The following is a 12411-nucleotide window of genomic DNA, read 5'->3' on the forward strand; positions in this document are numbered from 1 at the left end:
CAAAAAACTATAAAACTATGAGAGTCATATTACCGTGGTTATTAGCTGCCATCTTCCTGTTTATGGCAGTATACTTCTACTGGCAGAAAAGCGAAGCCGAAAGCAGACAAGCCATTGCAGACCGGCAAGTAGCAAAGATTGACGAAGAACTGGAGCAGGAACAAGCTGCAACAGATTCTTTAGAAGAAATGGTGTTGCCACCTGATACCATGGAAATGGTTCCTCCGGGCGGCGCTGCTTTTGTAGACGAGCTGGGCACGCTAAGCCAAAGCGACATACAAAAACTGCAGCGCAAAGGCCTTAAAAGCCCTGAAACTGACCTGATGAACGACCTGAACCGCAAGCAAAGCCAGCTTATACCTGAAAAGGGAACTATGGGCGGCACCATGACCATCCGCGACAGCCGCATACTAAACGACCGCTACGCGCTTGCTTACTATGAAGACGGCCACAATGGTGGTTACCTGCTGCTGAAGTATACTATAACCAACGGCAACATTAGCTGGACTGTGGTAGATAGCTCTAAACTATAAATAACAGCACGAAATTTGGAAAGGAAGTATAAACTATAAACTGATGCTTATGCTGGTTATTCATACTATACTTCCTTTCTTCTTGCTGCTGCTCCAGCCACAGGTTGGCAACTATACTTTAAAACAAGACCTGGAGAAAGACCTGAAACTACTTAGCAGCACATCAGTCTTCATTAGCGATAATACTTCAGCTTCCCCTTCTGTGCAAACTATAGCGCATGATCTGCAGCTTTTCGGAGTGGTGGCAAGTATAGATGCAAGCAACAGCAAGTATAGCAGCAGCACGCAAGGCAGGCATACTATACAGCAATGGAAATTTTCAGAAGGCAATATCAAAGCGATATATCAGATAGAGACAAGTATAGCCTTGGATACAATTGTTACGCAGCGCTACCTCGAAAACAAAGCACCTACACAACACCGCATTCAGAATAAGTTTACGTTCAGGACTTATGCTGTTTCCACGTCAGCAGGATCAGGTCATCTTTATTACATGTCAGAAGCTGAACAAGGACTGTTAGATTATAGGATCGGCAGCAGACAGGTACAGATAAATTATCCTGATAAAAAAGAAGGCCTAAGTGATATTCTCCCGAAAGTGGAACAGGATGTAAGTATTATTCTGACGTCTGAAATGAAGAAGTAAAATATGGCCAGCTTTCCAGCTTTATAGTCGGCTTTAAAGTTACATAGTTACCGTTTATCCAACCACCCCCAACCCCTCCTTATCTAAGGCGGGGAGCTTTTCGGCTTTTGCTATAGTTGCAGGTATAGTTTTATAGTTTTTGCTTTCACACCCCTGTAGTCCCCTTAAGGGGACAGTTCTGTTTTAGCTATAATTAAACCTATAGTTTTATAGTTACAGAAAAGGACAGGTTTTGGCCTGTCCCTTCGGAATTACAACCACGAGAAAGGCTAAGAACTTATACTTCTCCTACAACTATACCATCAGCTATCGAACTGATTTCAGTCTTTGGGTTGAGCGCCTTTGATTTGTTGCGGTGCCGAAAGGCAGCCCGAGGTACGAGGGTAGCTTCAAATCAGCAGCGCGATGCCCGAAGACGAGGCCCCGCGGCCGTGAGCGCACCAAAGCCAACTATGGCAACTGTGGGTTAATAAAGCTCCCAGGATTGGAAGTAGCCATGGAAGTATAACTTAGTTCAAGTAAGTATAGACTCTAACTACAGGACATATAAACTCCCTCGGCTGACACTTGGGATGATAGGAAAGATATAAAACAACAGCGGCTGCTCTCCAAAGAAAGCAGCCGCTGTTGTTTTATATGAAGCTATTTTAAAGCGAGGCTAAACTCTGCTCTATGGCATTGATCTTGGCTTCGGCATCAGCCTGCTTTTTACGCTCGTTAGCAATTACCGCCTCCGGTGCACCACTAACAAAACGCTCGTTGCTCAGCTTCTTCTTCACCGACTCCAGGAAGCCTTTTGTATACTCCAGCTCTTTCTGCAGGCGCTCACGCTCGGCTTCTACGTCAATGTTTCCTTCCATTGGGATAAAGAACTCGTCGCCGGCCTCAACAAAGCTGATAGCGCCATCAACATTTTCCTGCACAAACTGAACCTCGTTAATGTTAGCCAGTTTACGGATGATGCTCAGGAAGTTCTCATATCCATCCTGGTTCATCACTTTAATAGCCAGGTCAAGTGCTTTTGTCTGCGGTATATTTTTAGAGTTACGAATGTTACGAATAGCAGCAACTACTTTCAGTACGCTCTCCATACGGGCATTCAGATCCTTATCAAATGTATCTTTCTTAGGCCAAGCAGAAACGATCAGGTACTCTTTTTCTTTACGCTCCTTCAGGTCGTGCCAGATCTCTTCTGTAATGAACGGCATAAACGGATGCAGCACCTTTAATACTCTCTCCAGGAAAGCTGTGGTAGCTTCCAGTGTTTGCTTATCAATTGGCTGCTGATAGGCAGGCTTGATCATCTCCAGGTAATTCGAGCAGAAGTCATCCCACACCAGTTTATACACAGCCAGCAATGCATCCGAAATACGGAACTTCTCGAAATGGTCTTCAATCTGGACAAATGCCTCATTAAAGCGTGACTCAAACCACTTGATAGCCGTATCGTTCGGGCATGGCAGGCTTTCGTCTACTTCCCATCCTTTTATCAACCTAAAGGCATTCCATATCTTGTTGCTGAAGTTACGGCCCTGCTCTACCAGTTTCTCATCAAACAGCAAGTCGTTACCGGCTGGTGAACTGAACAACATACCAGCACGCACACCGTCGGCACCATACTGTTCTATCAGGTCAAGCGGATCAGGTGAGTTACCCAGCGATTTAGACATTTTACGGCCCTGCGCATCACGAACTATACCAGTCAGGTACACATTCTTGAATGGCATTTCGTTACGGAACTCATAACCAGCCATGATCATACGTGCCACCCAGAAGAACAGGATCTCAGGGGCAGTTACCAGATCATTAGTAGGGTAATAGTATAGTATATCCTTGTTATCCGGGTCTTTAAAGCCATCAAACACCGAGATCGGCCATAACCATGATGAGAACCAGGTATCCAGTACGTCTTCGTCCTGGCGCAGGTCAGATGCCTGTAGCTCAGCATTTCCACTTTCTTTGCGGGCAAGCTGCAGTGCTTCTTCGGCAGTTGTAGCTACCACAAAAGTACCATCCGGCAGGTAGTAAGCCGGAATCTGCTGGCCCCACCACAATTGGCGCGAAATACACCAGTCGCGGATGTTTTCCATCCAGGAGCGGTACATGTTCTTGAACTTAGGCGGGTGCAGGCGAATCTGGTCTTCCATTACAGACTCCAGTGCCGGCTTAGCCATTTTATCCATTTTGCACCACCACTGCATCGACAAACGTGGCTCAATTACAGCACCTGTACGCTCCGAAGTCTGAAGTACACTTGGATACTCTTCTATCTTCACCAACAGGTCAGCTTCCTGCAGATCTTTTACAATATTACGACGAGCTGCAAAACGGTCCTGGCCAACATACAGCTGCGCTTTTTCATTCAGCGTACCGTCGTTGTTCAGGATATCGATGATTGGCAGGTTGTGCTTCTGGCCCAGTTCGTAGTCGTTAAGGTCGTGTGCAGGCGTTACTTTTAGTGCACCTGTACCAAAATCTATACTTACGTACTCATCCAGTATAACCGGAATCTCTTTACCCAGCAGTGGTATGCGAACAGACTTACCATGCAGGTGCATGTAGCGCTCATCATTCGGGTTTACTGCGACCGCTACGTCGGCCATTATGGTTTCCGGGCGCGAGGTTGCAACGGTTATATATGTTTTTTCGGCTTCTTCTGATACCACTTCATACTTCAGGTGGTACATTTTCGCCATTGTTTCTTTCGGGATTACCTCTTCATCAGAAAGCGCAGTCTTGCCTTGTGGGTCCCAGTTTACCATGCGCACGCCACGGTAGATCTGGCCTTTGCGGTACAGGTCCACAAACACTTCAATAACGGCAGCCGAAAGGTCGTCTTCCATGGTAAAACGGGTACGGTCCCAGTCGCAGGAAGCACCTAGTTTTTTAAGCTGCTCCAGAATAATGCCGCCATACTTCTCTTTCCACTCCCACGCATATTTCAGGAATTCTTCGCGGGTAATATCTTTTTTCTCGATGCCGCGCTCTTTTAGCATAGCCACAACTTTAGCCTCCGTAGCAATAGAAGCGTGGTCGGTACCTGGCACCCAGCAAGCCTCTTTGCCCTTCATACGCGCACGACGGATAAGCACATCCTGAATGGTATTGTTGAGCATGTGGCCCATGTGCAGCACACCGGTTACGTTTGGCGGCGGAATTACAATGGTGTAAGGCTCTTTTTTCGGGTTAGGCGTAGAGCGGAAGAAGCCACGCTCCATCCAGCTGCTGTACCACTTTTCTTCTACTTCTTTGGGATTATATTTCTTTGCTATCGACATCTTATACTTTGTATTTGCTGCTAAATGCGCTAAAAAGCAAAAATAGGGAATTTAGCTTTAATTGTTGATTGCTTATTGTTGATTGTTAAAAGTCTGAACCTTGATTAATGTCGATTTCCGGGATTAACTATAATCCTGCTATCACAAAATCCTCTAAACCCTGATTTAGAAAAGGGATCTTAAATAACCGAGCTAGTCCTATTAATCACTGACTAAACGACCTGCAGGCTATACTTGGTGAGCAACCCCTGCAAGCTATATTGCGAGAACTTTGCTTTTTTTATGGTGCTGATCTCAGGATCTATGTCAAAGTTATAGGCAGTGGACAGATCGGCGCCGGAAAGGTTGGTATAGTTAAATACAGCTCGCTCCAGGTCTGTTGTATCAAATAAAGCGCTGGTCAGGGTAGTATCAGAAAAATCTACACCTTTTAGAGAAGACTTTACAAACTTGGTTTTCGCCATTTTCTTTTTCGCAAACGAAGCATAATCCAGCAGGCAATTCTCGAAGTATACTGTAAACAGGAAATCTTCACACTCGCTGAAGTTTATACCTGTAAGCTTACACTCTTTAAAAACCACGTTATTTATACTTGCATGGTTTAGCTTCAACATAGTCAGGTTACAGCCTATAAAAGTACAGTCGGTAAAACGGGTTTCGGCAAAACTGCTGCCCGAAAAATCACAGTTCCTGAAGGTACAGTTTTCAAACTCTCTGTTCTTTATTTCTTTGTTTGGGTAAATTACCTTTTCAAAGGCTTTATCTGCGTGAATCGATCCTTCCATGTATGCGAATTTGGTAAGCAAAATAAACAAAAAAACCTGCCTTGCGAGACAGGTTTTTGTGAATTGTAGTAGTTTATACTTATGCCTCCTGGTGCAACCAGCTTTTCTTGGCAAGCAGTTCTTCTTCTGTTTCGCGGTAGTCGGGGTCGTCTACGCAGCAATCCACAGGGCAAACGGCTGCACACTGCGGCTCTTCGTGGAAGCCCATGCACTCCGTACATTTATCAGAAACGATGTAGTAAAACTCATCTGAAATTGGTGGCTGAGCCGCATCGCCGGGAATTACTTCCCCGCCGTCGATCTCCACCTCTTTCAGCGCAGTACCACCACCCCAGGTCCACTCGGCACCGCCTTCGTAAATAGCAGTGTTAGGGCATTCTGGTTCGCAAGCTCCGCAGTTTATACACTCATCGGTTATCATTATAGCCATAGTCGTATCTCCTGTATATTTTTTATACTTTTGTATATCGGTTTCTAAATCGCAAAATTAGGAACATTAAACGTCCTATCAAATAAAAATTATAAGCCACACCATACACGCCATGACATTAGAGAACAGGATTGAAGCTTTTGTGGAACTGGGCAGGCAGCTAAAAAGCCTGACGCCGGAAGACAAACAGGTATGGGCCCGTATGGCTCAGTCGCGTAACCCGTGGTTTGATGAAGAAAACGTATCCCGTGCCCTTAATGGCATAACGCAAATGCTGGAGGAACAATACCTCCGCGAATGGCTTTACCCTTATCATTTAAAACAGGTTTCGCAAAAAAAGGTTGGCGTAGTAATGGCCGGCAATATTCCGATGGTAGGTTTCCACGATTTCCTGTCGGTGCTGATGAGCGGGCATTACCTGCTGGCAAAGCTAAGCTCTGACGATACTGTGCTGATGCGACGCCTCGCTGATATGCTGGTAGGTATAGAGCCTGCTTTTGCCAACCAGTTTGAGTTTGTAGAGATACTGAAAGATGCAGATGCCATTATTGCTACCGGGTCCGACAACACTGCCCGCTACTTTGAGTATTACTTTGCCAAGCGACCACACATTATCCGCAAAAACAGAACAAGTATAGGCGTACTTACCGGCCACGAAGAAGCCGACGACCTGAAAGCGCTGGGCGATGATTTTTTCCAATACTATGGCTTGGGCTGCCGCAATGTATCGAAAGTGTTTGTGCCAGAGGGCTATACTTTTGATAAATTCTTTGAAGCCAACCAGCACCGCCAGAATATACTGGATCACCATAAATACCAGAACAACTACGACTACAACAAATCTATATTGCTGGTAAACCGTGTACCGCACTTCGACAACGGCTTTATGCTGGTGCAGCAAAGCGAGAATCTGGTCTCTCCTATCTCAGTGTTGTTTTATGATACCTTTAGCTCGTTAACAGACCTGCGTAAAAAGCTAAGCGCCATAAAAGACAAAACACAGGTTATAGTTTCGGCACATGGCTGGCTGGAGGGAAGTATACCTTTTGGTAAAGCACAATGCCCGATGGTGTGGGACTATGCCGATGGTGTCGACACGATGGCGTTTCTGCAGAAAATCTAGCGAATGGCAATTCTTAAAACTGTAGTTTTCGTAAATATAATTAGCTATATTAGTTAGGAGTATTCACCCATAAATACACCATACATGAAAGCTACAGTAAACAGAATACCTATGGTAGAGAAGGAAATGATTCCTTCCCTCCACTTCAGCCACAAAGATGTATTAGACAATACAGAAGCTCAGAAAAAGCGCCTGTGGGACTTAAACCGTGCTTCCATATTAGGCAATGGCTACCACGGCAAAGTAGAAATAACGTTTAAAACAGCTGAGGGAGATTTAAAGCGGGTAGATACAACTGTCTGGGCTGTAGACGACAAGTTTATGACATTGAAGGGAGGATGCTGTATTCCTACTTCTTCAGTGGTGGGAGTAGAATTCTACTAAGCCATATTCACATAAAGTATAAAAAACACCGCCCGTTTCTCGGCTTCTGCAGATAAACGGGCGGTGTTTTTGTTTTTTAAGCTATTAAATCCTTTCCAGCGTTTTCCGGATAAGGCTATCGATCACTTCTTCGGCGTTAGGGGCAAATTGCTGTGTAATGCGGTTGGCAACTATAGCGTTCAGCGAAAGCATTTCGTGGCCAAGCAATCGGCCCATACTATAATAACCCGCAGTCTCCATTTCGAAATTCGTTAGCTGGAAATCGCATACTTTGAAGTTCTGGTATACCTGCAGCAGGTTCTGGTTACGTAAGCCCCCACGCAGCACACGGCCTTGGGGCGCATAAAAACCCGGGCAGGTAAGTGTGTTACCCGGCACCATATCAAAGGCTATTTTATCCAACAACATTTTAGAGCCAGGCACACAGTAAGGTGTAAAACCTACCCCTAATTGTTCTTTCAGGGCGCGAGTTATACTTTGCTCATCTTCAGTCTGTTCCAGTGGGTAAAATTCCATCAGCGAGTCCAGGCCTACACTATAATGCGAAGCTAAATGGCTACCTAGAGGTATAGACTCCTGCAACGATCCTGAAGTGCCTATACGTACAATCTTCAGCTTTATCTTTTCTTCATTCGGCTCCCGGCTCATGAAATCAATATTCACCAGCGCATCCAGCTCATTCATCAGGATATCGATGTTATCGGTACCCATACCTGTTGAGATCACCGTTAAGCGCTTGCCTTTGTAGTAACCTGTGTGCGTCACAAACTCACGCTTGGCTATTTCCACCTCTATCTCATCAAAATACCTGCTTACCATTGGCACGCGTTCCGGGTCACCGACTGTAATTATAGTATCTGAGATATGCTCAGGCAAAAGGTTAAGATGATAAACAGTACCGTTCTTATTGATGATCAGTTCTGATTCGGGAATTGAAGCCATAGTTTATGGTTTAAAGTTGAAGCTGATAAATTGCTGTCCTGTTTTATACTTTGTAGCTACTATTAAGTTAAAAGCAAGCAGGGCAACAAGGGCAAAAGTAGAAACCTTCGAGTATAAATGCACTTATAGAAGTCATTTCTTCCGTTAAATCAGCAGCATTATAAACGAATGACCTTTAACACCCTCGCTTTCAAACTATAAATTTTCTGTTACTTTTACTGTTGTACAAACTATAATTACATGAGGCTACTATTACTATTGTTGCTTATGGTAAGTATAACATCTCAGGTACAAGGCCAGGAACGCAAACGGGCAAGAGATTATGGTATAAAGATAGGTGTGCTGCCAATTGGCAAGCATAATGCCATAACCGATGTACCCGGTGTAACAGTAGGCCACACAACACTTATCCAAGGCAACAATATCCGGACTGGCGTTACAGCTATACTTCCGCATAGTGGCAACATTTTCCAGAGTAAAGTACCGGCTGCTGTATATGTAGGCAATGGCTTTGGCAAACTGGCCGGCAGCACACAGGTACAGGAACTGGGCAACCTCGAAACGCCCATTCTACTTACCAATACCCTGGGCGTAGGCACCGCCCTGAATGCTGTAGTAGGTTATACTTTGCAGCAGGCAGGCAATGAAGAAGTACGATCTGTAAACGCTGTAGTAGGCGAAACCAATGATGGGTACCTGAACGACATACGAGGCAGACATGTAACAGAAAACCATGTGTTAGAAAGTATAAAACAGGCCAAAGCAGGCGCAGTGGCAGAAGGCAATGTAGGGGCAGGCACCGGCACCGTTTGCTTTGGTTTTAAAGGCGGCATTGGTACATCCTCTCGAAAGCTACCTGCAAGTGTGGGAGGCTACACGGTTGGTGTACTGGTGCAAACCAATTTTGGCGGAGTATTACAGGTTGATGGCGTACCGGTTGGCGAAGCACTTGACCAGTATTACCTGAAGCAGCAAATAAAAGACAGTGCCGATGGATCTTGTATGATAGTGGTGGCTACGGATGCCCCCCTGGATGCCCGTAACCTGGAACGGCTGGCAAAACGTGCTATGCTGGGAATGGGTAAAACAGGTGGTATTGCCTCCAACGGCAGCGGCGATTATGTCATAGCTTTTTCTACTGAGCCAACTATACGCGTACCTTATACTTCTGATAGCAAAACCCAGACAGCCACATACCTCCGCAACGATGAAATATCGCCACTTTTTATGGCGGTAATAGAAGCTACGGAAGAAGCTATCATTAACTCCCTTTTTGCAGCCGAAACCATGGAGGGCACAGACCAACACAAAGTAGAAGCGCTGCCCATCGATAAAGTAGTCAAGATCTTAAAGCAACACAATGCAATCAAACGCTAAACTCCATGCCTACATACATGGCCAGATAAAACCACTGGAGGAGTCTTTTCTACACATCAGCGACCTTGCAATACAACGTGGGTACGGTATTTTCGACTTTTTTAAGGTAGAACAAGGGAAGCCCGTGTTCCTGGAGGATTATCTGGAGCGGTTCTACGAATCTGCAATGCTAATGGAGTTGTCGGTGCCCCTGACTACAGATGCACTAAAGGATGCTATTTCTAAGCTTATCCAACTAAACAACCTGCCGCAGTCTGGGGTTAAAATGATACTGACCGGTGGGTACTCTGCCAATGGTTATGATCCCGGAGAACCGAACCTGCTGATCACGGAGCAGCCACTGGTTCTGCCGGAACAGGAGATGATCGAGAAAGGCATCAAGATCATTACCCACGAGTATATACGCGAAATACCTAGAGCTAAAACTATAAATTACTCCATGGGCATCCGGCTGATAAATAAAATAAAAGCTGCTAATGCCAGCGATGTATTATACCAGCAGAACGGAGTAGTAACCGAATTCCCCCGCTGCAACTTCTTTATTGTGACCCAGGATGATACTATAGTTACTCCTGCCGAAGATGTGTTGCTCGGCGTTACCCGTAAAAATGTGCTGAAACTAGCCCGACAAAAGTATAAAACAGAAGAAAGGGCTGTAACTATAGAAGATATTGCCCAGGCCAAAGAAGCCTTCCTGACCAGTACTACCAAACGTATCCTGCCTATAGTTCAAGTTGATGATATGGTTATTGGGGATGGAAAACCGGGTGAGGTAACAAAGAACTTACTTGATGACCTGATAAAGCTAGAGAAGATGCATTAAAGCTGATTCGGACATCTATGTCCGGATACTATCTGTAAAGGGACATCCGTGTCCATGTATCACCTCACACGGGAATATGGACATCCCCAACAGATCACTTTCAGACATAGATGTCTGAAAGAGCATTTGGTCACACTCACCGGACGCGAGCAAACGCTGAAACAATTATTACCAGTCTTTTATCCTGCGTCTGAAATCTTGTGTCTTTCTAATTGGTATAAAATAAGAAAAGCGTGGCCGTTGGGCACACGCTTTCCTTTGCTTTAGAGAATACTTATACTTGTACGTCGTTTTTCTTCTTGCGGTTGAATCCTTTTAGTGGATTATAGCCGTTCATTTCTTTCTGGTAGTAGCCAGTTCCATCATACGGGCGCTTTTCAGGGTGGCCTTTGCATTCTGTAGAGCAGGCACCTTCCAGTTCCCAGCCACACTTCTCGCATATAGCTACATGCAGGTTACAAACCGGGTTAGCACAGTTTACCATACGGTCGTCTTCGGTACCGCACACGTAGCAATGCGAAATAACTTTCGGGTTTACAGAGTTCACATCTACCGCTACACGGTTATCGAACACATAGCACTTACCTTCAAAGTCTTCGCCGCCGGCTTCTTTGCCATACTTTATAATGCCACCATGCAACTGGTAAACATCCTCAAAACCCTGCTCCAGCAAAAAGGCACTTGCTTTCTCGCATTTAATACCGCCGGTGCAGTAGGTCAGGATTTTTTTGTCTTTATACTTTTCCTTCAGCTCTGCCACCTTCTCCGGAAACTCACGGAAGTTCTCGATATCCAAGGTAACAGCATTCTTGAAGCGGCCCACATTATACTCGTAATCCGAACGCACATCCAGCACCACCACATCTTCACGGTCTTTCATCTCCCTGAACTCTTTCGGCTCCAGGTGTTTGCCGGTACGGGCATTCGGGTCTATGTGCAGCAAGCCGGAGTGTACGATCTCAGCTTTGGTACGTACGTGCATTTTTGTAAATGCATGACCCTCCGATTCGTCTACCTTAAAATCGATCTTGGCAAAGCGCGGATCTGCGTGCATGGTCTCCATATACTTTTCGCAATCTTCTTTCAGACCGGACACAGTGCCATTCAGACCCTCTTTCGAAACGATGATACGGCCGAGCAGATTTAGCTCAAGGCACATCAGGTGGTGTTGCTCACGGAATTCTTCCGGATCTGCTATCGGCGTGTAGCAGTAGTACAGTAAAATGCTGTATGGTTTGTTCATAACGGCTTAGTTTCAGCTAAGTGTTAACTATAAATTGTTGATTATATTTATTGTCTGAATCAGGATTTGAAGATAAGCTGGATTTAAAATTCACTCATCCACTCAATCTCTCATTCAAAATTATTCTGCAAAGCTATAGTTTACTTTATTGCTCTAAAATGATTTTCGTCACTCAGGCTAAATAACAGCAACTATAACTATAAAAGTTTACTTTATGGCCGCTGCCGGATTACCGAAAACAGTTGCTTTGGCAGGCACATCGGCTACCACTACCGAGCCCGCACCAACTCGTGCATTCTTCCCTATCTTCACCCCAGACACGATAACCGCACCTGAACCTATAAAAGCGCCCTCTTCTACTTTCACTTCAGAGTTGATGATAGCACCTGCCCCGATCTGTACAAAGTCAGCGATCTCGGCATTAGTATCAACTATAGCTCTGGACTGGATGATGCAGTTGTCGCCGATCTTGGCGTTGTTGTTAACTATAGCGCCAGCCGCTACCATGTTGCCGTGGCCTAACCATGCATATTCTGACACTGAACTGAACTTATGGATAGCGTTTACCGGAACCACTTTATACTCTTCCTTCAGCATGTTTATCAGGCCTTTGCGTGCAGCCGAATCTTCTACAGCCACAAACACGTCGCACTTCTTGCCAATCAGTTTCAGGAACTCATTGTCTTCGGTGCTACTCATCACCAACACATTATTGATTTCCTGGTGCTGTATATCTTTTTTGTCGTCGAGGAAGCAGTACACCACCACGCTGTTGCTGTTGAAAATATCGAGAGCGGCAGTACCCAGTTGCTGGGCGCCAAGTATAATTACAGGATTCTGCATAGCT

General features: G+C 45.3%; 12 protein-coding genes. 6 read left to right on the forward strand and 6 right to left on the reverse strand.

Annotation, left to right across the window (positions count from 1 at the left end; all coding sequences use genetic code 11):
* Positions 1–17 precede the first annotated feature (17 nt).
* On the forward strand, positions 18–533 hold the full coding sequence (locus tag MJ612_RS09415; protein WP_187033231.1) for a hypothetical protein: 516 nt from the start codon (positions 18–20) through the stop codon (positions 531–533).
* A 49-nt stretch (positions 534–582) separates the two neighbouring features.
* Positions 583–1179: a hypothetical protein gene (locus tag MJ612_RS09420; RefSeq protein WP_187033232.1), complete on the forward strand. Its 597-nt coding sequence runs from the start codon at positions 583–585 to the stop codon at positions 1177–1179.
* A gap of 647 nt (positions 1180–1826) precedes the next feature.
* Here MJ612_RS09420 and MJ612_RS09425 read toward each other — a convergent pair.
* The 3 genes from MJ612_RS09425 to MJ612_RS09435 all read right to left on the reverse strand — a co-directional run bounded on the left by MJ612_RS09425 (position 1827) and on the right by MJ612_RS09435 (position 5672).
* Positions 1827–4457: a valine--tRNA ligase gene (locus tag MJ612_RS09425; RefSeq protein WP_187033233.1), complete on the reverse strand. Its 2631-nt coding sequence runs from the start codon at positions 4455–4457 to the stop codon at positions 1827–1829.
* Positions 4458–4669: 212 nt separating this feature from the next.
* A complete protein-coding gene (locus tag MJ612_RS09430) occupies positions 4670–5242 on the reverse strand; it encodes a pentapeptide repeat-containing protein (RefSeq protein WP_187033234.1) in 573 nt (190 codons plus the stop codon).
* A gap of 79 nt (positions 5243–5321) precedes the next feature.
* Entirely contained in the window at positions 5322–5672 is a 351-nt protein-coding gene (locus tag MJ612_RS09435; protein ID WP_187033235.1) for a 4Fe-4S dicluster domain-containing protein, read from the reverse strand.
* 112 nt (positions 5673–5784) lie between these two features.
* On the opposite strand from MJ612_RS09435, the gene MJ612_RS09440 reads away from it, so the two are divergent.
* On the forward strand, positions 5785–6795 hold the full coding sequence (locus MJ612_RS09440; RefSeq protein WP_187033236.1) for an acyl-CoA reductase: 1011 nt from the start codon (positions 5785–5787) through the stop codon (positions 6793–6795).
* 84 nt (positions 6796–6879) lie between these two features.
* Positions 6880–7179 carry a hypothetical protein gene (locus MJ612_RS09445; RefSeq protein ID WP_187033237.1) on the forward strand — a complete coding sequence of 100 codons (300 nt, stop codon included), beginning with the start codon at positions 6880–6882 and terminating at the stop codon, positions 7177–7179.
* Between the two features lie 84 nt (positions 7180–7263).
* Here MJ612_RS09445 and MJ612_RS09450 read toward each other — a convergent pair whose 3' ends face one another.
* A complete protein-coding gene (locus MJ612_RS09450) occupies positions 7264–8121 on the reverse strand; it encodes a nucleoside phosphorylase (RefSeq protein ID WP_187033238.1) in 858 nt (285 codons plus the stop codon).
* 240 nt (positions 8122–8361) lie between these two features.
* Here MJ612_RS09450 and MJ612_RS09455 point away from each other — a divergent pair, with 240 nt between their 5' ends.
* A complete protein-coding gene (locus MJ612_RS09455; RefSeq protein WP_187033239.1) occupies positions 8362–9498 on the forward strand; it encodes a DmpA family aminopeptidase in 1137 nt (378 codons plus the stop codon).
* Positions 9482–10321, forward strand: coding sequence for an aminotransferase class IV (locus tag MJ612_RS09460; RefSeq protein WP_187033240.1), 840 nt, complete (start codon positions 9482–9484; stop codon positions 10319–10321). Before MJ612_RS09455 ends, MJ612_RS09460 begins: the two co-directional genes overlap by 17 nt.
* A gap of 274 nt (positions 10322–10595) precedes the next feature.
* On the opposite strand, the gene trhO is transcribed toward MJ612_RS09460, so the two are convergent.
* Both trhO and MJ612_RS09470 read right to left on the reverse strand, forming a co-directional pair.
* Complete coding sequence (gene trhO, locus MJ612_RS09465) at positions 10596–11564, reverse strand: oxygen-dependent tRNA uridine(34) hydroxylase TrhO (protein ID WP_187033241.1); 969 nt, start codon at positions 11562–11564, stop codon at positions 10596–10598.
* A gap of 207 nt (positions 11565–11771) precedes the next feature.
* Positions 11772–12407 (reverse strand): NeuD/PglB/VioB family sugar acetyltransferase, encoded by a 636-nt coding sequence (locus MJ612_RS09470; RefSeq protein WP_187033242.1) that lies wholly within the window; start codon positions 12405–12407, stop codon positions 11772–11774.
* Between the last annotated feature and the right edge of the window lie 4 nt (positions 12408–12411).

This window comes from Pontibacter deserti, from assembly GCF_023630255.1.
Taxonomy (GTDB): Bacteria; Bacteroidota; Bacteroidia; order Cytophagales; family Hymenobacteraceae; genus Pontibacter; species Pontibacter deserti.

What these genes read in the sequence shown, in the direction of transcription:
- MJ612_RS09415 (WP_187033231.1), top strand. Translation starts at nt 18, where the DNA reads ATGAGAGTCATATTACCGTGGTTATTAGCTGCCATCTTCCTGTTTATG.
- MJ612_RS09420 (WP_187033232.1), top strand. Translation starts at nt 583, where the DNA reads ATGCTGGTTATTCATACTATACTTCCTTTCTTCTTGCTGCTGCTCCAG.
- MJ612_RS09425 (WP_187033233.1), bottom strand. Translation starts at nt 4,457, where the DNA reads ATGTCGATAGCAAAGAAATATAATCCCAAAGAAGTAGAAGAAAAGTGG.
- MJ612_RS09430 (WP_187033234.1), bottom strand. Translation starts at nt 5,242, where the DNA reads ATGGAAGGATCGATTCACGCAGATAAAGCCTTTGAAAAGGTAATTTAC.
- MJ612_RS09435 (WP_187033235.1), bottom strand. Translation starts at nt 5,672, where the DNA reads ATGGCTATAATGATAACCGATGAGTGTATAAACTGCGGAGCTTGCGAA.
- MJ612_RS09440 (WP_187033236.1), top strand. Translation starts at nt 5,785, where the DNA reads ATGACATTAGAGAACAGGATTGAAGCTTTTGTGGAACTGGGCAGGCAG.
- MJ612_RS09445 (WP_187033237.1), top strand. Translation starts at nt 6,880, where the DNA reads ATGAAAGCTACAGTAAACAGAATACCTATGGTAGAGAAGGAAATGATT.
- MJ612_RS09450 (WP_187033238.1), bottom strand. Translation starts at nt 8,121, where the DNA reads ATGGCTTCAATTCCCGAATCAGAACTGATCATCAATAAGAACGGTACT.
- MJ612_RS09455 (WP_187033239.1), top strand. Translation starts at nt 8,362, where the DNA reads ATGAGGCTACTATTACTATTGTTGCTTATGGTAAGTATAACATCTCAG.
- MJ612_RS09460 (WP_187033240.1), top strand. Translation starts at nt 9,482, where the DNA reads ATGCAATCAAACGCTAAACTCCATGCCTACATACATGGCCAGATAAAA.
- trhO (WP_187033241.1), bottom strand. Translation starts at nt 11,564, where the DNA reads ATGAACAAACCATACAGCATTTTACTGTACTACTGCTACACGCCGATA.
- MJ612_RS09470 (WP_187033242.1), bottom strand. Translation starts at nt 12,407, where the DNA reads ATGCAGAATCCTGTAATTATACTTGGCGCCCAGCAACTGGGTACTGCC.